Annotated in this window: 21 protein-coding genes; 12 read left to right on the forward strand and 9 right to left on the reverse strand. The window is 72.0% G+C overall.

What is annotated here, in order from left to right:
• The 3 genes from IE251_RS22490 to IE251_RS22495 form a co-directional block, all read left to right on the forward strand.
• A partial coding sequence (locus IE251_RS22490; protein ID WP_189754797.1) for a biotin/lipoyl-containing protein occupies positions 1–844 on the forward strand: 844 nt, incomplete at its 5' end.
• 24 nt (positions 845–868) lie between these two features.
• Complete coding sequence (locus IE251_RS41730; protein WP_267925348.1) at positions 869–1,000, forward strand: hypothetical protein; 132 nt, start codon at positions 869–871, stop codon at positions 998–1,000.
• Positions 1,001–1,104: 104 nt separating this feature from the next.
• The gene (locus tag IE251_RS22495; protein WP_189754798.1) at positions 1,105–1,914 is read left to right on the forward strand and encodes an AfsR/SARP family transcriptional regulator; all 810 of its coding nucleotides are present in this window, start codon (positions 1,105–1,107) and stop codon (positions 1,912–1,914) included.
• A 15-nt stretch (positions 1,915–1,929) separates the two neighbouring features.
• Here IE251_RS22495 and IE251_RS22500 read toward each other — a convergent pair whose 3' ends face one another.
• The 3 genes from IE251_RS22500 to IE251_RS22510 are packed head-to-tail and all read right to left on the reverse strand — an operon-like array spanning position 1,930 to position 3,909.
• Positions 1,930–2,670: a 4'-phosphopantetheinyl transferase family protein gene (locus IE251_RS22500; protein WP_189754799.1), complete on the reverse strand. Its 741-nt coding sequence runs from the start codon at positions 2,668–2,670 to the stop codon at positions 1,930–1,932.
• On the reverse strand, positions 2,667–3,479 hold the full coding sequence (locus tag IE251_RS22505; RefSeq protein WP_189754800.1) for a hypothetical protein: 813 nt from the start codon (positions 3,477–3,479) through the stop codon (positions 2,667–2,669). Before IE251_RS22505 ends, IE251_RS22500 begins: the two co-directional genes overlap by 4 nt.
• Before the next feature lie 4 nt (positions 3,480–3,483).
• Positions 3,484–3,909 carry a nuclear transport factor 2 family protein gene (locus IE251_RS22510; RefSeq protein WP_189754801.1) on the reverse strand — a complete coding sequence of 142 codons (426 nt, stop codon included), beginning with the start codon at positions 3,907–3,909 and terminating at the stop codon, positions 3,484–3,486.
• Positions 3,910–4,103: 194 nt separating this feature from the next.
• Here IE251_RS22510 and IE251_RS22515 point away from each other — a divergent pair, with 194 nt between their 5' ends.
• The gene (locus IE251_RS22515) at positions 4,104–4,889 is read left to right on the forward strand and encodes a 3-oxoacyl-ACP reductase (RefSeq protein ID WP_189754802.1); all 786 of its coding nucleotides are present in this window, start codon (positions 4,104–4,106) and stop codon (positions 4,887–4,889) included.
• 78 nt (positions 4,890–4,967) lie between these two features.
• On the opposite strand, the gene IE251_RS22520 is transcribed toward IE251_RS22515, so the two are convergent.
• The 5 genes from IE251_RS22520 to IE251_RS22540 form a co-directional block, all read right to left on the reverse strand.
• On the reverse strand, positions 4,968–5,924 hold the full coding sequence (locus IE251_RS22520) for an aromatase/cyclase (protein WP_189754803.1): 957 nt from the start codon (positions 5,922–5,924) through the stop codon (positions 4,968–4,970).
• 103 nt (positions 5,925–6,027) lie between these two features.
• Entirely contained in the window at positions 6,028–6,288 is a 261-nt protein-coding gene (locus IE251_RS22525) for an acyl carrier protein (protein WP_189754804.1), read from the reverse strand.
• A gap of 45 nt (positions 6,289–6,333) precedes the next feature.
• Positions 6,334–7,554, reverse strand: a complete 1,221-nt coding sequence (locus tag IE251_RS22530; protein WP_189754805.1) for a ketosynthase chain-length factor — start codon at positions 7,552–7,554, stop codon at positions 6,334–6,336.
• Positions 7,551–8,819 carry a beta-ketoacyl-[acyl-carrier-protein] synthase family protein gene (locus IE251_RS22535; RefSeq protein WP_189754806.1) on the reverse strand — a complete coding sequence of 423 codons (1,269 nt, stop codon included), beginning with the start codon at positions 8,817–8,819 and terminating at the stop codon, positions 7,551–7,553. The genes IE251_RS22530 and IE251_RS22535 overlap by 4 nt, the downstream gene beginning before the upstream one ends.
• 407 nt (positions 8,820–9,226) lie before the next feature.
• The gene (locus tag IE251_RS22540; protein ID WP_189754807.1) at positions 9,227–10,138 is read right to left on the reverse strand and encodes a LysR family transcriptional regulator; all 912 of its coding nucleotides are present in this window, start codon (positions 10,136–10,138) and stop codon (positions 9,227–9,229) included.
• A gap of 143 nt (positions 10,139–10,281) precedes the next feature.
• Here IE251_RS22540 and IE251_RS22545 point away from each other — a divergent pair, with 143 nt between their 5' ends.
• From IE251_RS22545 to IE251_RS22580, 8 genes are all read left to right on the forward strand, one after another.
• The gene (locus IE251_RS22545) at positions 10,282–11,277 is read left to right on the forward strand and encodes a fumarylacetoacetate hydrolase family protein (RefSeq protein WP_189754808.1); all 996 of its coding nucleotides are present in this window, start codon (positions 10,282–10,284) and stop codon (positions 11,275–11,277) included.
• Positions 11,274–12,230, forward strand: a complete 957-nt coding sequence (locus IE251_RS22550; protein ID WP_189754809.1) for a cyclase family protein — start codon at positions 11,274–11,276, stop codon at positions 12,228–12,230. The genes IE251_RS22545 and IE251_RS22550 overlap by 4 nt, the downstream gene beginning before the upstream one ends.
• A 25-nt stretch (positions 12,231–12,255) precedes the next feature.
• Positions 12,256–13,386 carry an FAD-dependent oxidoreductase gene (locus tag IE251_RS22555; protein WP_189754810.1) on the forward strand — a complete coding sequence of 377 codons (1,131 nt, stop codon included), beginning with the start codon at positions 12,256–12,258 and terminating at the stop codon, positions 13,384–13,386.
• Positions 13,383–14,384, forward strand: a complete 1,002-nt coding sequence (locus IE251_RS22560; RefSeq protein ID WP_189754811.1) for an amidohydrolase family protein — start codon at positions 13,383–13,385, stop codon at positions 14,382–14,384. Before IE251_RS22555 ends, IE251_RS22560 begins: the two co-directional genes overlap by 4 nt.
• Positions 14,385–14,388: 4 nt before the next feature.
• Positions 14,389–15,321 carry a VOC family protein gene (locus tag IE251_RS22565; RefSeq protein ID WP_189754812.1) on the forward strand — a complete coding sequence of 311 codons (933 nt, stop codon included), beginning with the start codon at positions 14,389–14,391 and terminating at the stop codon, positions 15,319–15,321.
• A 97-nt stretch (positions 15,322–15,418) separates the two neighbouring features.
• A complete protein-coding gene (locus tag IE251_RS22570; protein WP_189754813.1) occupies positions 15,419–16,390 on the forward strand; it encodes a fumarylacetoacetate hydrolase family protein in 972 nt (323 codons plus the stop codon).
• Entirely contained in the window at positions 16,387–17,139 is a 753-nt protein-coding gene (locus IE251_RS22575; RefSeq protein WP_189754814.1) for an SDR family NAD(P)-dependent oxidoreductase, read from the forward strand. The genes IE251_RS22570 and IE251_RS22575 overlap by 4 nt, the downstream gene beginning before the upstream one ends.
• Complete coding sequence (locus tag IE251_RS22580; protein ID WP_229896891.1) at positions 17,136–17,702, forward strand: SDR family NAD(P)-dependent oxidoreductase; 567 nt, start codon at positions 17,136–17,138, stop codon at positions 17,700–17,702. Before IE251_RS22575 ends, IE251_RS22580 begins: the two co-directional genes overlap by 4 nt.
• A 54-nt stretch (positions 17,703–17,756) precedes the next feature.
• On the opposite strand, the gene IE251_RS22585 is transcribed toward IE251_RS22580, so the two are convergent.
• On the reverse strand, positions 17,757–19,463 hold the full coding sequence (locus tag IE251_RS22585) for a M4 family metallopeptidase (protein WP_189754815.1): 1,707 nt from the start codon (positions 19,461–19,463) through the stop codon (positions 17,757–17,759).
• Between the last annotated feature and the right edge of the window lie 178 nt (positions 19,464–19,641).

The raw sequence follows: 19,641 nt of genomic DNA on the forward strand, positions 1-19,641 counted from the left end.
GGAGATGTTCCGCATCGCCGACGGCGAGGAACTCGGCTACGACGATCCGGTGCTGCGCGGTCACTCCTTCGAGTTCCGTATCAACGGCGAGGACCCGGGCCGTAACTTCCTGCCCGCGCCCGGCACCGTCACCACCTTCGAAGCCCCCACCGGCCCCGGTGTCCGTCTGGACGCGGGTGTGGAGGCCGGCAGTGTCATCGGCCCGGCGTGGGACTCCCTGCTGGCCAAGCTGATCGTCACCGGCCGCACCCGCAAGGAAGCCCTCCAGCGGGCCGCCCGCGCCCTGGAGGAGTTCCGCGTGGAGGGCATGGCCACCGCCATCCCCTTCCACCGCAAGGTCGTCACCGACCCCGCCTTTGCCCCCGAACTCACCGGCTCCAGCGATCCGTTCACGGTCCACACCCGCTGGATCGAGACCGAGTTCGTCAACGACATCAAGCCCTTCACCGCCCCCGCGGGCGCGGAGGAGGACGAGGCGGGCCGCGAGACCGTCGTGGTCGAGGTCGGCGGCAAGCGCCTGGAGGTCTCGCTGCCGGCGTCCCTGGGCATGTCCCTCGCGCGCAAGGGCCTCGCGGCCGGGGCCAGGCCCAAGCGCCGTACGTCCAGGAAGTCCGGCCCCGTCGCCTCAGGCGACGCCCTCGCCTCCCCGATGCAGGGCACCGTCGTCAAGGTCGCCGTCGAGGAGGGCCAGGAGGTCAAGGAGGGCGACCTGGTCGTCGTCCTGGAGGCGATGAAGATGGAGCAGCCGCTCAACGCCCACCGGTCCGGCACCGTCAAGGGACTGTCGGCCGAGGTCGGCAGCTCGCTGACCTCCGGCGCCGTCATCTGCGAGATCAAGGACTGACGTCTGCCCCAGCAGGAGGAACCGATGAACCACGAGCACGGTGAACTCGACGCCGGCGACCCCGGGGAAGCCGGCGGCCCGCTGAACGCGCCCGCGCTGCGTCTCGCCGGGGAGGAGGACGACCCGGACCCGCACATCGTCCGGGGGATCGATTGATGACCGTGGGATGAGTGTGTCGGGTGAGCGGGTGTGAATAATTCATGCCCGCTCATGCCGGGCACACTGGTTCATGATACAACGATCCTGCGATGCTCATGGCCATGGAAATCGATGTTCTGGGACCACTTGGAGCACGAGTAAACGGCCTGTCGATCGTCCCGACTGCCGGAAAACCCCGGCAGATCCTGGCGCTGCTCGCGATTCGCGCGGGTCGTGTCGTCTCCGTGGAGACGCTGATCGAAGAGGTGTGGGGAGACGCGGTCCCGCGCAGTGCCGCTCCCACCTTGCAGACGTACATCCTGCAACTGCGCAAAAAGATCACCGATGCCCTGCCCGAGGACAGCGAACTGACGGCGAAGGACATCCTCGCCACGTCCTACGGGGGATATCAGCTCGCCCCGGTGGAGCCGATCCGCTGCGACCTCGTGGAGTTCCAGCGGCTGACGGCCCACGGCACCCGTGCCATGGCCGAGCACGCTCCGCACGTCGCGAGCGAGAAGCTGCGCGAGGGCCTCGGCCTGTGGCGCGGCAACGCCCTGGTCGACGTGCCGCTGGGCGAGGTGCTGCGCATGGAGGTCATCGGGATGCAGGAGGCGCGCACCCGCGCCCTCGAACTGCGGATCGAGGCGGATCTCCAACTGGGACGGCACGCGGAACTCATCGGCGAGCTCCGCATGCTGGTCGCCCAGCAACCACTGCACGAGAACCTGTGTGCCCAGCTGATGACCGCCCTCTACCGCGCCGGTCACCCCTGGCGGGCCCTGGAGGTCTTCCAGTCCCTGCGCCAGTCCCTGGTCGACGAGCTCGGTGTGGAGCCCTCGCCCCGGCTGCAACGGCTGCACCGCGCGATACTCGCCAACGACGACCGGCTGGACCGCTTCACCCCGGCTCAGCGGTTGCTCAGCGCCTGAACCGGGCGGGGCGGTTCACGCTCCGGGCGGTGGCGCGTACGCCGTGCCGACGACGTGGCCGGTGCCGAGCCGGTGAGTGGCGAACGTCCACTCACCGGGTCGCACCGGCTCGCCGGTGTTGTCGTGCAGCACGGCGGTCGTGCCCTCGACCCGGAAACCGAAGGTGCGGAACGGCAGCCCCGTGCCCACGCCGAGGGCCTTGGTGTACGCCTCCTTCAGGGTCCACAGACGCAGCAGGGCATCACCACGCTCATGTGCGGGAAGGGCACGCAGGTCGGACAACTCCTGCGCGGTGCAGGCGCGTTGTGCGAGCAGCACGCGGCATCCGGACCGGCCGAGCGGCTCCGCGTCCACACCGATCGGGCCGTGCAGGCTCAGGGCCAGCACCAGCAGGTCACCGGTGTGGCTCAGGCTCAGACCGAGCCGGTCGCAGCCACGCAGATACGGCCGCCCGGCCGGTCCCCGGGCGAGCTCCAGCTCGTCCGCCGGCACGTCCAGGACGGCCGCCGCGGCGTGTTTGACGAGCCGGCGCGAGGCGGCGAAGCGGGCGCGGGCCGCCGGCCGGTGGCCGGCGGCCCGGTACCGCTCGTACTCCCGGCCGAGCAGGACGCGCAGTCCGGTCCCGTCGGGGACGCTCCAGGAACCGGCCGACGCGTACAGCACCACGGCGGTTCCGGCGCGCAGGGCCGGCCCGGCGGCCCGGGTCCAGGCTCCGCCGGGTCCGTCCGCGCGCAGGTACGTCACGGACGCGGTCACGCGCCCACCAGCCGGCGTGCGGCGGCGGGTACCGTGCGGGCCGGGACCGTCGGCCGACGGCAGTGCGCGACCGCCTCGTCGAACAGGGCGGCGCTCAACTGGGTGTCGGGGCCGATCGGTTCGAGGCCGAGGCGGATCGCGATCCGGGAGAGCGCGGCCACCAGGCGGTCCCGGTCGGTGGTGATCCGCCGTCCCCGGCCGGTCCCCCGCCAGCCGTCCAGGCAGGCGGCCGCCGCGGTCAGCAGCGCGTAGCGGTCGGCCAGGGCCCAGATGCCGGCCGAGGCGTCCGCCGGCGCGAGGGCGCAGGCGCCGACCACGGCGCGGCGTTCCCGTTCCAGTTCGTCGAGCAGTGCGTGCAGGTCCAGCGGCAGCGCGGCGGGGCGTACCGAGGTGAGGGGCCGGGCCAGCCGGTCCTCCCCGGTGGGCGGCCCGTCCAGCCGTGCCGTCACGGCGTCGAGCCGCGCACGGTGGTCGGGGTGCCACATGGCCTGGTGCAGCCGCCGGGCGTGCTCCCGGTACGCGGCGCCCGGACCCGTGTTCCGCTGCGCCTGCGCGCCCAGCAGTACGGACAGAGTGTCGACGCTCTCCATGAGCAGCCGCGGCAGCAGGAACCTGGCCACGGCCGAGTGGTTGCCGCCGTCGGCGCGCAGCAGCCGGTCGCCCGCCCACAGGTCCAGGTAGGCGGCTCCGGCCGCGGCCCGCCCGAGCCGCGAGGGCTCGGTGCCGGCCACGGCCGCGAGGGCGCTGCGCAGCGCCAGGCCGGCGTGGACCATGAGCTGGGCCGGGGGCGGGGCGGCGGTGGTCCGCACGGCGTCACACCAGCTGGTCGTAGCTCACCGAGCGGGAGCGCAGCAGGATCTCGCCGTCGGTGATCTCGATGACGTCGTGCACGACGGTGCTGGGCCACACCTCCGGCCGCTCGTTCGGCCGTACCCGCACGATCAGCGCGTACACGGTGGAGCGGATGCTGCCGTCCTCCTGCGGCTCCAGGACCATCTGGTTGAAGAAGTGGCGGCGCTGGGTGGGGTTGTCCTGGTACTTCTTCAGGAACGACCGGAGCTCTTCGAGGATCGCGTCGCGGCCGACGGCCGGGGCGATGTCGGGCGAGTGCTGGAAGCTGCCGTCCTTCGTGAACGTCTGCGTGTACTCCTCCAGCCGGCCCTCGTCGAGGGCCTGCATCTGGCGGGCGTAGAAGTGCTGGACCTGGGTGTAGAGATCGCTGCTGACGGGCGTGGGCATGAGGGTTCCTCACCTGGGTCGTCGGGCGGGTGGTGGCCGGGCCAGGATCGCCACCGGCGCTCGAATCGCTCTGGAGCACGGTCGGGGCGGCGCATGAGCGCGGCCGGTGCGCTTCAAGGCACCTTCCAGCAGGGCACGAGGCGCGCCCAGCACGCTCGGTGGGCACCTGCCGTCACAGCGATTCGGGAGAACACATGTCACAGGCAGTCAAGCCGGTCGCCCTGGTCACGGGAGCCACCAGCGGGATCGGTCTCGAGATCGCCCGGCGCCTCGCCGGGCTCGGGGCCCGGGTCTACCTGTGTGCGCGCCATGAGGACCAACTGGCCGACACCATCAAGGAGTTGACGGAAGCCGGGTACGAGGTGGACGGCACCACGTGTGACGTGTCCGACCCCGAGCAGATCAGGGCCTTCGTCCGCGCGGCCGTCGACCGCTTCGGGCCGGTCGACATCCTCGTCAACAACGCCGGGCGCAGCGGCGGCGGAGCCACCAACGAGATCCCGGACGACCTCTGGTTCGACGTCATCAACACGAACCTCAACAGCGTCTTCCTGATGACCAAGGAAGTCCTCAACACCGGTGGCATGCTGGCGAAGAAGTCCGGCCGCATCATCTCGATCGCCTCCACCGGCGGCAAGCAGGGCGTCGTGCACGCCGCGCCCTACTCGGCGTCCAAGCACGGCGTGGTCGGCTTCTCCAAGGCCCTCGGCCTGGAGCTGGCCCGTACCGGCATCACGGTCAACGCGGTGTGCCCCGGCTTCGTCGAGACGCCGATGGCGGAGCGGGTGCGCGAGCACTACGCCGGCATCTGGGGCGTGAGCGAGCAGGAGACCCACGACCGCATCACCACGCGGGTGCCGCTGGGCCGTTACGTGGAGACCCGTGAGGTGGCCGCCATGGTCGAGTACCTGGTGAGCGACGACGCGGCCGCGGTGACCGCGCAGGCCCTCAACGTGTGCGGCGGTCTGGGCAACTACTGATCCGCGCCGCCACGGCCATCACACGGCCGCCCCTCCCCGGTTCCGGGGAGGGGCGGCCGTGTGTGTCCGCGCCCGCGTTCAGGCGGAGACCTGGCTGCCCTCGCCCGTGTGCGCGGCGGCGTGGGTCATCGTGGTCAGGCTGTTGCGGCCCAGTGCCTCGCGCACGAAGGCCCGGGCGTCGGCGAGGGTGGCCTGCTCGCCGAGCACCTCGCGGACCGTCGCCGGGTTCAGGGCGACGGTGTGCCGGGCGGTGGCGACGGGCCCTTCGGGGCCGTCCGTGAACGTCCACAGGCCGCTGTGCCCGGTCAGCAGCTTCGGCAGCACGTGCTGCTTGTAGGCGATCCACGACGGCTCGTGGCAGATGCGCACCGAGCGGGTGGTGTGCGCCGAGCCGTCCGCCGTGACGGTGTCCATCTCCAGGTCCTGCACGCCCGGCTCGTCCTCGGTCAGCCGTACCCGGCTGACGTGCGGCAGCCGCTCGGCCCACAGGTCGGCCCGGTTGACGAAGTCGTAGGCCGCCGCGGCCCCGCCGGTGATCGGGACGACGTCGGTGAAGGAGAACACCACGTCGGCCACCGGGTGGCCCAGCTCGGCGACCCGGGCCAGTGCCGCCAGTTCCTCGCCGCTGTTGCGGTCCAGCGCGGTGAGCAGCGCCTCTACGGCGGCGGGGGCGTCGTCCTCGACGCTGAAGCGGTGGCGCAGCACCACCTGGGTGCGGCCGTCGGGCAGCTCGCGCAGCAGCCAGCCGCCGGCCATGGAGGTGACCGGTGCGAAGCTGCGCTGCTGCCGGAAGCTCACGTAGCGGCGCGCGGGGTCGAGGACCCGCCGCGACGTCCAGCTGGCGACCTTGCCGTTGACCTGCGCCCAGATCTCGAAGACCTCGCTGCGCTCGTCGCGCTCCAGGTGGCGCACGTACACGCTGGGCCCGAACACCGCGGGCCACAGGGTGACATCGGCCACCAGGTCGTAGACGACCTGGGCGGGAGCGGACACGATGCGGGTGTGCTCGGTGCGGTGGATCACGGTTCGTTCCATGGCGGCTTCTCCTCGGCTCGGGACGGTGGCGCGGAAGGGGCCGGGGCCCGTATCCCGGCGACGGCGGATACGGGCCCCGGAGGCGTACGGTCGGGCCCGGACGTCAGACGGCGGCCGTTGCCGTGTCGGCGTTGACCAGGGCGAGGAGCGCGCGGGGCGTCTCCACCTCCGCGATGTCGTCGTCCGACAGGTCGATGCCGTACTCCTGCTTGATGCGCGCGGCGGACTCCATCAGGGCGAGCGAGTCGTACCCGAGGTCCTCGAACGAGCTGTCGAGGATGTCGCCGGTCAGGTCGAGGCTGTCGTCCTCGCCGGCGCAGGCGATGAGGATGCGTCGCAGGTCTTCGATGGCGAGCTGAGCCATGAGGGTCTTCTCCTGTCAGGTGGGGAACTGCCGGCGTTCGGCAGCTCAGTGGTCGGTGTGGCGCGTGACGACGACGGCCGAGTTGAAGCCCCAGCGTCCGCGTGCGAGGACGAGTGCCGCGGACACCGGCCGGGTACGGGGTTCGCCGGTCACGAGGTCGATGCCGTAGGCGTCGGGGACCTGGGCGGTGAAGCCACTGGCCGGGATGACGCCGTCCCGGATGGACAGCAGCGCGCTCGCCAGGTCCGCGGGGCCGCCCCCCGCGTACATCCGGCCGGTCAGCGCCTTGGGCGCGGTCACCGGCACACCCCGCGGGCCGAAGACGGCGCGCAGCGCGTCCGCCTCGATCCGGTCCAGCTCGGGCAGGCCGGCCGCGTCGGCGAACACCACGTCGATGTCGGCGGGTGCCAGACCGGCGTCGGCCAGGGCCAGTTCGGCCGCCCGGCGCAGCCCGGGCTCACGGCCGGATCCCGGTTTGGGGTCGAACGTCGAGGCGTAGCCGGCGATCTCGCCGTAGATCCGGGGCGCGCCGCGTTCCCGGGCGCTCGCGGCGTCCTCGGCGATGAGGATCGCGCCGCCCTCGCCGGGCACATAGCCGGCCGCCCGCTCGTCGAACGGGAGGTAGGCCGCCTCCGGGTCGGTGGCGGTGGTGACCCGGCCGCCCGCCAGCTGGGAGGCCCAGCCCCAGGGGTCGAACGCGGAGTCCACGCCGCCGGACACCACGAGCCTGGTGCCGCGCTCGACGGTGCGCCGGGCGTGCCCGACGGCGTCCAGGCCGCCGGCCTGCTCGCCGACCAGGGCGGCGCTGGGCCCGCGCAGCTTGTGCCGGATGGAGATCTGGCCGGTGTTGACCGCGTAGAACCAGGCGAACGACTCGTAGACGGAGACGAACTCCGAGCCCTTGGACCAGAGTTTGTTGAACTCCTGGTGGGTGAACGCGAAACCGCCGAGAGCGTTGGAGGTGACCGTGCCCATGTCGTAGTCGGGCAGGGTGTTCTCGTCGACGCCCGCGTCCTCGAGGGCCCAGGCCGCGGCGGTGAGCGCGTAGCGGGTCGACACGTCGGTCTGCGGCAGCAGCCTGCTGGGCAGATGGGTCTTGGCGTCGTAGTCGACGATCTGCCCGGCCAGGCGGGAGGGGTACGCGGAGGTGTCGAAGCCGGTCAGTTCCCGGACCCCGTTGGCGCCCGTCAGCGTCGCCTTCCAGAACGCCTCGGTGCCCAGGCCGTTGGGCGTGGCCGCCCCGATACCCGTGATGACGGTGGTCATGCCGCGGCCACCTCCGGACGGTGCAGGATCATCGCGCTCTGGAAGCCGCCGAAGCCGGAGCCGACCGTGAGCACCGTGTCCACGCGCTGTTCGCGGGCGGTCAGGGGTACGTAGTCGAGGTCGCACTCGGGGTCGGGGGTGTGCAGGTTGGCCGTCGGCGGCACGACGTTGTGCTCGATCGCCAGCAGCGACGCGGCGATCTCGACGGAGCCGATGGCCCCCAGGGAGTGGCCGACCATCGACTTGATGGAGGAGACCGGCACGTCGTAGGCGTGCTGGCCCAGGGAGCGCTTGAACGCGGCGGTCTCGTGGCGGTCGTTCTGCTTGGTGCCCGAACCGTGCGCGTTGATGTAGTCGATCTTGGTGCCGTCCAGGCGTGCCTCGTCCAGCGAGACACGGATGGCCTCGGCCATCTCGCGGCCGTCCTTGCGCAGGCCCGTCATGTGGTGGGCGTTGCAGCGGGTGGCGTACCCGCCGACCTCCGCGTAGATGTGCGCTCCGCGCTTCTTGGCCGCCTCGTACTCCTCCAGCACGAACATGGCGGCGCCCTCGGCGAGCACGAATCCGTTGCGGGTGCCGTCGAAGGGGCGCGAGGCGTGCGCCGGGTCGTCGTTGCGGGTCGTCGTCGCCTTGATGGCGTCGAAGCAGGCGACCACGATCGGGGAGATCGGGGTGTCCGCGGCGCCGGCGACGACGGTGTCGACCGTGCCCTCGCGGATCAGCTGGACGGCGTAGCCGACCGAGTCGAGCCCCGAGGTGCAGCCGTCGGAGACCATGGTCACCGGGCCTTCCGCGCCCACTTCCCAGGCCACCTCGGCCGGCATGACGCCGGGGGAGAGATAGTCGAACATGTGCGGGGACAGGTAGGCCGGGTCGACCTCCCACTCCTTGCCCGCGTCCGACATCACGAGGTACTCGTTCTCCAGGCTGGTCGCCGAGGCGACCGCGCTGCCCAGGCTGACCCCGACGCGGTGCGGATCCAGCGCGGACAGGTCCAGCCCGCTGTCCGCGACCGCCTCGCGGGTGCAGGCCACCGCGAACTGCGTGGCCCGGTCCATGCGGCGGATCTCGCGCGGGCCGAAGCCCTCGGCCGCCGCGTCGAAGTCGACCTCGCCGGCGATCCGCGAACGGAACGGCGACGCGTCGAAGAAGGAGATGCTCCGGGTGGCGGTGCGGCCCGCCGACAACAGGTCCCAGAACGCCTTCGTTCCGTTGCCGCCGGGAGCGCGTACACCGACACCGGTGATCACGACGCGCCGGGTCATGTCCGGCCCGCGTTCGTAGACAACATCGCTGTAAGTCCTTTCGCCTCTGAAACAGCGGCAGTTACGTGGTGAAAGGCTGTGGCGACGGTCTAGAGCACCACTCGACCCCGCCTCGGGAGAACGCGTGGCGCCACCGGAAGGGGCCGTCACGGCCGGCCGTGCTCGGTGGCCGGCCGCGTGCTCCGGGACGTCAGGCCGGGGCCCGCGCTCCCGTTCAGCGACCGGAGCAGGGCGTGCCGGCGGCGGACCGGGCCGCGCTCTCCTGGCGACCCGCCCCGGCCGGTGACGTATGCGCCACTGTGCGGGGCGCCTCCACCCGGTGGAATCCCCCGGTTCGTCGAAAGTGCCGATGCCTCACATCCACGGTGTGGAGGGGGCGGCGCCGCGCTGTCCCCGTCGGTCCTCTTCTACGACGCGCCGGTCAGGTGGCCGCCGACCCGCATGGCCGTCTCCCGCAGCCAGATGTGGGCCGCGTCATGGGTGTGGACCGGGTGCCACCACAGCGCCTCGCGCAGCGGCACCGCCTCGTAGGGCGGTTCCACCACCCGGACGGCGGCGATCGGCGTCAGCAGCCGCGCCAGCCGTGCCTGGATCAGGGCGATGCGCCGGGTCCCGGTGACCAGCAGGGGCAGGAGCTGGAAGCTGTCGACGGACACTTCCACGCGCGGTTCGATGCCGAGCATGCCGAGCTGGCGCACGGCGGGCGCGTCGTAGGTGCGCTGGTACGTCACCCACGGCAGCCGGGCCAGGTCCTGGCGGGTGAGCCGGTCGCCGACGTCCGGATGGTCCTCGGCGACGAGGAACACCCAGCGGTCGTCGTAGAGGTCGGTGGCGGGGAAGCCGCTGATCACGCCGTGCGGCATGAGCAGGCCGTCGGTGGCGCTGAGCAGGGTGGCGGTGTCGTCGACGACGACCGGCCGGGTCTGGGTGAAGCGGAGCCGGATGCCGGGGGCCTCCTCGTGCACGACGCGGGCGAGTTCGGTGCCGAAGACGGCCACCGCGTAGTCGGACGCCATCAGCCGGAACTCGCGGCTCTCCGCGGCCGGGTCGAAGTCGGCCTGGCTGGAGAAGAGGCGTTCCAGCACGTCGTAGGCGGTGGCGGTGCGGTCGAGGAGGACCTGGCCGAGGGCGGTCAGTTCGTAGTGGCCGCCGACGCGGGCGAGCAGGTCGTCGTCGAAGTGGCGGCGCAGCCGGGCGAGGGCGGCGCTCATGGCGGGCTGGCTGAGGCCGACGCGCTGCCCGGCGCGGGTGACGTTGCGCTCCTCCAGCAGGGCGCGCAGGGCGACGACGAGGTTGAGGTCGAGTCGGGTCAGGTTCACGGATCGGTCCTCGTACGGGGCGACGAGCAGGGGGGTGAGCGGCGGAAATAAACACGATGGATGCCGACCATCCACAGAATCTATTTCCCTGATCGCGAGCGGCGGGTCCAGATTAGTCCCACCGCAATGAGGAGGACACGTCCGTGAAACCCGAATCCGCGTCCGAGCTCTTCGCCGGACCCTTCGCCCTCGCCACCCTCTCGGCCCCGGACGGGCCGGAATTCCCCGCCCTCGTCACCCCGGACGGCTTCGCCCTCGATCTGCGGGACGCGTTCGGCGAGGACCGGCTGACCACGCTGGACGTGCTGGACCGCTGGGAGTCGGCGCTGCCGCGGCTGCGCGCGCTCGCGGCCGGCCCGGGCCCGGCCCGCACGGCCCTCACGGACCTGCGCGTGCACGCGCCCGTGTCGCCGCGCCAGGTGTTCCAGTCGGGCGCGAACTACCGGCAGCACGTGATCGACCTGCACGTGGCCCACCGCGCGCCCGGTGACGACCGGCCGGAGAGCGAACGCCGCGCCGAGGCCGCCGAGATCATGGACCGGCGGGCGGCCGAGGACCTGCCGTACGTCTTCATCGGGCTGCCGAGCGCGATCACCGGGCCGTACGACGATGTCGTCCTGCCCGCGTGGGCCGAGCAGCCCGACTGGGAGCTGGAGCTGGCGGTCGTCATCGGCAGGCCCGCCCACCGGGTGCCGGTGGCGGACGCGGCGCGGTACATCGCCGGTTACACCATCGCCAACGACCTGACCGACCGGGCCACCGTCTTCCGCCGGGACATGCCGCAGATCGGCACCGACTGGCTGCGCAGCAAGAACGCCCCCGGGTTCACCCCGCTCGGCCCCTGGATCGTCCCGGCCGAGTCGATCGCCGACCCGGACGACCTGCGCGTCACGCTCAAGCTCAACGGCGAGACCATGCAGGACGAGTCGACCCGGGACATGATCTTCAAGGTCGCGCGGATGGTGTCGTACGCCTCCCAGGCCGCCCGCCTGCTCCCCGGGGACCTGGTGCTCACCGGCTCCCCCGCCGGCAACGGCATGCACTGGGGCCGGCTGCTGCGCGACGGCGACGTCATGGAGGGCACGGTCACCGGGCTCGGGGTCCAGCGCACCCGTTGTGTCGCGGAGGGCGCCGCGTGAACCGCCACGACGCGGAGGGGGCGATCGCCGAGGCCGCCGAGGCGTACTCCAACTGGGGGCGCTGGGGCGAGGACGACCGGCTCGGCACCCTCAACTTCCTGGACGAGGGCAAGCGCCGCGAGGGCGCGGCCCTGGTGCGGCGGGGCGTCGGCTTCTCGCTGTCCCAGTCCTTCGACATGACCGGCCCGCAGAAGGGCTGGCGGCGGCGCACCAACCCGGTGCACACCATGCTGGACACCGGCACCGACGCCGCCCTCGGCAACCAGGGCTTCCCGCACGGGTTCGGCGGCGCCGACGATGTGATCGCGATGCCGCTCCAGTGCTCGACCCAGTGGGACGGGCTCGGCCACATCTTCGACCACGGCAAGGCGTGGAACGGCCGGGACGCCGAGAAGGTGGTCACCTCCGACGGCGACCTCGTCACCGGCATCGAGCACATGGCGCCGTACGTCGCCGGCCGCGGTGTCCTGCTCGACGTGGGCCGGGTGGTCGGCGAGGACGGGGAACTGCCGGACGGGTTCGCGATCACCGAGGAGCATCTGACGGCGACGGCCGAGGCGCACGGCGTGAGCGTGGGCCGCGGGGACATCGTCGTCGTACGGACCGGGCAGCTCGCCCGGGCCCGCCGCGAGGGCTGGGGCGACTACGCCGGCGGTCCCGCGCCCGGGCTGTCGTTCACCACGGCCGGCTGGCTGCACCGCACCGAGATCGCCGCGATCGCCACCGACACCTGGGGTTTCGAGGTCCGCCCGAACGAGTTCGCGCACGCCTTCCAGCCGCTGCACCAGGTCGCCATCCCGAACATCGGCCTGCTGATCGGGGAGATGTGGGACCCGGACGCGCTCGCCGCGGACTGCGCCGCCGACGGCGTGTACGCGTTCTGGCTCACCGCCGCGCCCCTGCCGATCACCGGCGCCGTCGGCTCCCCGGTCAATCCGGTCGCCGTCAAGTAACCAGCGCGACAAAGGAGTTACGCATATGAGCACCCCCCGTACGGTCCTGGTGACCGGCGGCGGCGCGGCCGGCAACGCCGCCACGGTCCTGCTGCGCCGGGCCGGGATCGCGGTGGACCTCGTCGAGGCCAGGGACGACTGGAACGCCACCGCCGGCTCCGGCATCACCCTTCAGGGCAACGCCCTGCGCGTCCTGCGCGAACTCGGCGTCTGGGAAAGGGTGAGGGAGTCCGGCTTCGGCTTCGACTCGGTCGGCATCACCGCCCCCGACGGCACCGTCCTGCACGTCGCCCGGGACGTCCGCACCGGCGGCGACGACCTGCCCGCCACCGTCGGCATGGAGCGGCCCCGGCTCCAGCGGATCCTCATCGACGCCGTGCGCGCCTCGGGCGCCCGGGTCCGGCTGGGCACCCGGGCCACGGAGTTCGACAGGGACGCCGACGGCGTGACCGTACGCTTCACCGACGGCACCGAGGGCCGCTACGACCTGGTGATCGCCGCCGACGGCATCGGCTCGGCGACCCGCGCGGCCATCGGCATCACCGACAAGCCGGAACCGACCGGCATGGCCATCTGGCGCGTGGCCGCCCCCCGCCCGGCCGGCGTGGTCCGCACCGACCTCGCCTACGGCGGCCCCGCCTACATCGCCGGCTACTGCCCCACCAGCGACACCACGATCTACGCGTACGTCGTCGAGGCCAACCGCGACCGCGCCGCCATCCCCCCGGAGACATACGCCGACGAGATGCGCCGCCTGGCCTCCGGCTACGGCGGGCACTGGGCGGACATCATCCCGCACATCACCGACCCGGCGAAGGTCAACTACACATGGTTCGACCGGTTGCTGGTGGAGGGCCCCTGGCACCGCGGCCGGGTCGTCCTCGCCGGCGACGCGGCCCACTGCTGCCCGCCGACCCTGGCGCAGGGCGCGGCGATGTCCCTGGAGGACGCGCTGGTCCTCGCCGAACTGCTCACCAGCGGCCGGGAGTGGGACGACGCGCTGCTGCGGGAGTACCAGGAGCGCCGGATGCCGCGTGTGCGGGCGGTGGTCGAGGCGTCCGTGCTGCTCGGCCGGTGGCAGCTGGACGGCGTGCGGGACGCGGACGTGCCCGGCCTGATGGGCCGCACCATGACGATGCTGCGGGAGCTGCCGTGACGACGATCCCCACGGTGGACGTGCACGCCCACGTCCTGCTGCCCGAGGTGGAGGCGCTGGTGGCCGGCCTGCCGGGCCTGGCCGGGGCCAGGGCGCTCGACGCCCGCCGCAACGGTCCGGCCGCCCTGGCGGTCAACGGCCCGATGGTGCGCGAGCGCGTCCCGAGGATGACGGAGCCGCGGCTGAGGCTGGCCGCGATGGACGCGCAGGGCGTGGACGTGCAGCTGGTCAGCCCCTCGCCCTCGCACTACCACTACTGGGCCGACGAGGACACCGCCGAGAAGGTGTACCGGCTGGCCAACGAGGCGACCGCCGCGCACTGTTCGGCCGCGCCCGACCGGCTGCGGGGGCTCGGGCTCGTCCCGCTCCAGCACCCCGGCCGGGCGGTACGCGCCCTCGACCACGCGCTGGAGCAGGGCCTGACCGGGGTGGAGATCTCCAGCCACGCCCCGGGGCGGGACCTGTCCGACCCGGACTACGAACCCTTCTGGTCCCGGGCGCGGGAGACGGGCGCGCTCGTCTTCCTGCACCCCTTCGGCTGCACGCTCGACGAGCGGCTGGACCGGTGGTACCTGTCCAACAGCGTCGGCCAGCCGGTGGAGAACGCCGTCGCGCTCTCCCACCTCATCTTCTCCGGCGTCCTGGACCGGCACCCGGGGCTGAAGCTGATCGCGGCCCACGGCGGCGGTTATCTGCCGACCCACATCGGCCGCGCCGACCATGCCTGGACCACCCGCTCCGACGCGGGCGCCGGCTGCGCCCACCCGCCCAGCAGTTACCTCAGGCGGCTGTACTTCGACTCCCTCGTCCACGATCCGCACGTGCTGCGGGAGCTGGTGCGGGTCGCGGGCGCGGACCGGGTGCTGCTCGGCTCCGACTTCCCCTTCGACATGGGCACCGAGGACCCCGTCGGCGCACTGCGCGCGGCCCGGCTGCCCGACACCGACTTCCACGCCGTACGCGGCGGCAACGCCGCCGCCCTCCTCTTCACGGAGTGATCCCATGCGTCTGCTCACCCATCTGCGGCACGTCGACCTCGCCGTGCCCGACTACGACAAGCAGCTCGACTTCTACGCCGGTGTCTGGGGCCTGACCAAGGTCGCCGAGGACTCCGGGATCTCCTTCCTGGCCGCCGAGGGCTCCCCGGAGCAGTACGTCGTCCGGCTGCGCAAGGCCGAGGAGAAGCGCCTCGACCTGGTCTCCTACGGCGCCGCCTCGCCCGCCGACGTGGACACCCTCGCCGAACGACTGCTGGCCGGAGGCGTGCGGTTGATCACCCGGCCGGGCACGGTGGACACCCCCGGGGGCGGTTACGGCTTCCGCTTCTTCGACGTCGACGGCCGCACCATCGAGGTCTCGGCCGACGTCGCGGTACGGCAGCACCGCAAGATCGAGGAGAAGGAGTCGATCCCGGTCAAGCTGAGCCACGTCGTCCTCAACTCCCCCGACCTGAACCGGACCCGGGAGTGGTACGAGACCCACCTCGGCTTCCGCCTCTCCGACACGCTCAGCTCGCCGCACATGGGCGAGGTCATGCACTTCATGCGGATCTCCAGCCAGCACCACTCCATGGCGCTGGCGAAGGGCCCGCACACCTCCCTGCACCACATCTCCTTCGAGATGCGCGGCATCGACGAGTACATGCGCGGCTCCGGCCGGGTGATCCGCGCCGGGTACCGCAAGATCTGGGGTCCCGGCCGGCACATGGCGGGCGACAACACCTTCACCTACTTCCTCGACCCGCACGGCAACACCGTCGAGTACACCACCGAACTGGAGTGCCTGGACGAGGACACCTGGCACCCGCACGTCTACGACTTCTCCCGGCCCGAGGTCACCGACCAGTGGGGCACGGCCAACCCCATGAACGAGCTCATCGCCAAGGAGTCCTTCAACGACCCCGACCGCGGCGTCTTCGTCGCCCCGCCGGTCTGATCCCGCCCCCTTCGCTCCCGGGGGCGCGGCCGGCCCTGTCACCCGCCCTGACTCAGTCCCGCCGCACCCCCGGGCCTCACCGGCCAGGAGCCACACCATGCGTTTCGCCGCCTACGAACACCATCACCGCGTCCGGGTCGCCGTAGTGCAGGACGACGGCACGCTTCTCCCCCTGCCCGGCGTCACCTCGCTCACCGGCCTGCTGCGGGACTGCGGCGGGCTGCCCGGCCTGCTCGCCGCGGGCGCGGCGGCCCTCGACGTGCCGCCCGGCCCCCATGTGTCCCAGGTCCGGCTGCTGCCACCGCTCCGGCCCGCCTCCGTACGGGACTTCGTCACCTTCGAGGAGCACGTCGAGGGCGTACGGCGGTCGGTGGACGGCGCGGCGGGCGTGCCCGACCAGTGGTACGCGGCGCCCACCTTCTACTTCACCAACCCGCACGCGATCTACGCGACGGGCGACGGCATCCCGGTGCCGCCCGGCTCGGCCGTCCTCGACTTCGAGCTGGAAGTGGCCGCCGTCATCGGCCGTGAGGGCCGCGACCTCACCCCCGGACAGGCCCGCGACCACATCGTCGGCTACACCGTCTTCAACGACTGGTCGGCCAGGGACCTCCAGACCGCCGAGATGAAGGTCGGTCTCGGCCCCTGCAAGGGCAAGGACACCGCCACCACACTCGGCCCGTACCTGGTCACCGCCGACGAACTGGAGCCGTACCGCGACACCGACGGCTTCCTGCGCCTCGCGCTCACCGCCGAGGTCAACGGCGAGGTCGTCGGACGCGATCTGCTGTCGAACATGAGCTGGACGTTCGAGGAGATGGTGGCCTACGCCTCGCGCGGCACCCGGGTCGTCCCCGGTGACGTCCTCGGCTCGGGCACCTGCGGCAACGGCGGCTGTCTCGCCGAGCTGTGGGGAACGCGCGGCGAACGGACACCGCCCCCGCTGAGGCCCGGCGACACCGTCACCCTCACCGTGGAGGGGATCGGCAGCGTGTCCAACACCGTCGTGCCCGGCGCGGACCCGGTGACGCTGCCCGCAGGCCGGCGCCGGTCCCGGGAGCGGCCGTGAGCGGCCCGCGCCCCAAGAGGCTCCTGGGCAAGGTGATCGTGGTCACCGGTGCGGCACGCGGTCAAGGCGCCGCCGAGGCGGAGTGGCTGACCCGGGAGGGCGCCCGGGTGATCGCCACCGACGTACGGCCCGAAGGCGACTGCCGCCGCCTCGACGTGACCAGCGCACAGGACTGGGCCGGCCTCGCCGCCGAGCTGAAGGAGTCGTACGGACAGGTGCACGGCCTGGTGAACAACGCGGGCATCACCTGGCGCGCCCGCCTCGGCGACGTACGGGCCGAGGACTTCGACCGTGTGCACGCCGTCAATGTCACCGGCCCGCTCCTCGGCGTCCAGCACCTCGCCCCGCTGATGCCGCCCGGCTCCTCGATCGTCAACGTCGGCTCCTCGGCGGCCCTCACCGCCCACTACCCGGTCGCCTACACCGCCAGCAAGTGGGGGCTGCGGGGCCTGTCGAAGGCGGCGACGCTGGAGCTCGGCCCGCGCGGCATCCGCGTCAACACCATCCACCCCGGTTACATCGAGACCGAGATGACCGCCTCGGCCGCCCCCGCCTTCCGCGAGGCCAACATCCGCGAGACCCCGCTCGGCCGCACCGGCACCGCCGACGAGATCGCGCCCCTGGTCGCGTTCCTGCTGTCGGAGGAGTCGTCGTTCATCACCGGCGCCGAGATCCCCGTCGACGGCGGGCTGACCGCGCACGGCGGGGTCAAGTCGGTCTCCGACGCACTGCGCGAGGGGGCGTCGTGAAGCGGCTGGAGGGAAGGATCGCGCTGATCTCCGGCACCGCCCGCGGCCAGGGCCGTGCCGCCGCCCTGCGGTTCGCCGCCGAGGGCGCGCTCGTGGTCGGCGGCGACCTGCTGCACGAGGAGGCCGTCGAGACACAGCGGCCGATCGCCCGCGAGGGCGGCACGGCCCTGGCTCCCGGCCCCCTGGACGTCACCGACGAGGCGTCGGTGGGCTCCTGGGTGGCGGAGGCCGTCGACGCGTTCGGCGGCATCGACATCGTCTACGCCAACGCGGGCGCGGTGCGATTCGGGGGCATCGGCAGCCAGCCGTACGAGGACTTCGCCTTCACGATGCGCGCCGAGCCGGACTCGGTGTGGCCGACCGTCCGGGCGGCCTGGCCCCATCTGGCCCACAGCCGCGGCTGCGTCCTCACCGTCGGCTCCACCGCCGGCCTGACCGGCTCGCTCACCAACCTGCGGACAGCGCGCTCCGCGGCCAAGGGCGGCGTGATCGCGCCGGGCCGGCAACTGGCCGCCGAGGGCGCGCCGTACGGCATCCACGGTTCTGCCCGGAGCCACGCCTGACGTCATCTGCTGAAAGGAAGCGCCCGCACGTGAACGAGGTACGTGCCGCGGGGTTCACAGGATCCCGACCGCGGTGAAGGCCGCTTCAACCGCGGCGACCTTGGAGGCCAGCCGGCTCGGGGGCAGTGTTCGGAACAGGGTCCGCGCGCTGGCCACGGCCGCGCGTCGGCTGTCCCTGAACTGCGAGGTGCGCGACAGCCGCTGCGTGAGAGCCAGATAGAACACGGCCGCCACCTCGGCCGGGCTCAGTTCGAGTGAGCCGTCGTCGGCCTGCGCGGTGAACAAGTTGAAGGCCGCCTTGTTGTGGATCCCGCTGTTGATGTGCACCCCGCCCCAGTCACCGGCCAGGGTGTCGGGCAGCACGCGGAACTGATCCATGTGTGCCGGCTGCCCGAATCGAGGCGGGTTCGACAGATCGCGGAACGGCTGGTCCCCGGGCAGGAGTTTCTCGCCCAGCAGCCAGTCCCAGGTGCGGGGATCCTCCTTCCCCCAGTTGGCGACGATCGTTCCGAAGATGTCGGAGTAGGACTCGTTGAGGGCCCCCGACTGGAATACGTACTCCAGACGGGAGGTGTGGTCCGTGACACCGTGGAACATCTCGTGCGCCACCACATCGATATTGGCGGACAGCGAGAGCAGTTCGTCTCCACGCAGCACTTGGCCGTAGACCATCTGCCGGCCGTCCCAGAAGGCGTTGTGCCATTGCCCGGGGCCGGGGCTGCTGTCGGCGACGACGCAGTCGATGGTCGACCGCATGGGACCACCGCGCCCGTCGATGTTGTCCCGCCGCAGCACATCGCGCAGGAACTCGGACACCGCGACGGCGTTGGCGTGGGCGCTGACGGCGCTCGGTGTCCAGGCCGGCGGATTGGTGATGGGGGCACCCGGGAGCCGGTCCATGTCGACGGAGGGATCACCGAAGTCGAAGCCGAAGGTCTGGACGTTGTGGACGGGGTCGTCCATCACCAGGCTTCCGCCTTGCCGTGAGACGAGGAAGGTGCGCTTGACGTGGAAGCTGTCGGTCGCCGTCTGCTCTTCGCCGGTGGTCATGCCGGGTGTGCGCGGCAAGACGGCTACGACTTGCCTGTCGTGGGCGTCCACCACGTAGTCGACGGAGCGGGGCGGCTCGAATGCGCTTTCCCGGCCCGACTGGCGCTCAGCCGTGTCGGCCGGGGTCACCGGCACGTCTTCGAGGATGTACACGAGCCGCCAGCGAGCCGAGGTGGCGTCGAAGTAGTGGTTCAGGTGAGGAACCACACCGGCGAGGACGGGTACATAACCATGCGGCGCGGCGGCGGCCGCTGCCAGGGCGTCGCCCGCCGAGACGGTGGCGACCGGGTCGACCCCCTGGGGCTCGCCGAGAGCCGAGTCGATGCCGATCAGATCGTTGGCCTTGTCGAGTTCCACGGTCACCAGTGAGCCGTAGACCGGGATGCCGTTCAGTGTCTGGCGGAACTTCACCGTGCGGGTGTCGGTGAGCGGGACCGTCTCCGTGCCGATCGTCTTGAACCGGCTGGCGACTCCGTTCGCCACCGGAGCGGTGAAGGACGGCACCGTCGCGCTTGCCAGGGCCTGGTCGAGGTAGCGGCGCGCCGCCGTCTCGGGATCGAGGTCGCGCTCGCTCTCGAGCCCCTCCGGCCTGACGCGGGGACGTGCGGCTCGCTCCTCCTGCAGTTGCGCGACGGCGGGGGACGACGTCTCGTCGAAGGTGTGCAACGAGAAGCTGCTGAGGCCGTTGTCAGCGGTTTGTCGGTCGGGCATGACGCTGTTCCTCGATCATGCGGGAAACCCCGGGCCCGAAGCCGACAGCGTCGGAGCCCCGGGGTTCGGGTCAACCTCTATATCCCCAAACTAGCTTCAGCGCATCCGCGTCGCATCTTGGCGAGTGATCAGGGCTGCGACACCCCGTGCGGTGTGATAAGATCACCCGCATGGGTTC

The organism is Streptomyces eurythermus, from assembly GCF_014649115.1.
In the GTDB taxonomy this organism is placed as follows: Bacteria; Actinomycetota; Actinomycetes; order Streptomycetales; family Streptomycetaceae; genus Streptomyces; species Streptomyces eurythermus.

What these genes read in the sequence shown, in the direction of transcription:
- IE251_RS22535 (WP_189754806.1), bottom strand. Translation starts at nt 8,819, where the DNA reads ATGACCCGGCGCGTCGTGATCACCGGTGTCGGTGTACGCGCTCCCGGC.
- IE251_RS22585 (WP_189754815.1), bottom strand. Translation starts at nt 19,463, where the DNA reads ATGCCCGACCGACAAACCGCTGACAACGGCCTCAGCAGCTTCTCGTTG.
- IE251_RS22565 (WP_189754812.1), top strand. Translation starts at nt 14,389, where the DNA reads ATGCGTCTGCTCACCCATCTGCGGCACGTCGACCTCGCCGTGCCCGAC.
- IE251_RS22555 (WP_189754810.1), top strand. Translation starts at nt 12,256, where the DNA reads ATGAGCACCCCCCGTACGGTCCTGGTGACCGGCGGCGGCGCGGCCGGC.
- IE251_RS41730 (WP_267925348.1), top strand. Translation starts at nt 869, where the DNA reads ATGAACCACGAGCACGGTGAACTCGACGCCGGCGACCCCGGGGAAGCC.
- IE251_RS22525 (WP_189754804.1), bottom strand. Translation starts at nt 6,288, where the DNA reads ATGGCTCAGCTCGCCATCGAAGACCTGCGACGCATCCTCATCGCCTGC.
- IE251_RS22570 (WP_189754813.1), top strand. Translation starts at nt 15,419, where the DNA reads ATGCGTTTCGCCGCCTACGAACACCATCACCGCGTCCGGGTCGCCGTA.
- IE251_RS22495 (WP_189754798.1), top strand. Translation starts at nt 1,105, where the DNA reads ATGGAAATCGATGTTCTGGGACCACTTGGAGCACGAGTAAACGGCCTG.
- IE251_RS22530 (WP_189754805.1), bottom strand. Translation starts at nt 7,554, where the DNA reads ATGACCACCGTCATCACGGGTATCGGGGCGGCCACGCCCAACGGCCTG.
- IE251_RS22515 (WP_189754802.1), top strand. Translation starts at nt 4,104, where the DNA reads ATGTCACAGGCAGTCAAGCCGGTCGCCCTGGTCACGGGAGCCACCAGC.
- IE251_RS22520 (WP_189754803.1), bottom strand. Translation starts at nt 5,924, where the DNA reads ATGGAACGAACCGTGATCCACCGCACCGAGCACACCCGCATCGTGTCC.
- IE251_RS22510 (WP_189754801.1), bottom strand. Translation starts at nt 3,909, where the DNA reads ATGCCCACGCCCGTCAGCAGCGATCTCTACACCCAGGTCCAGCACTTC.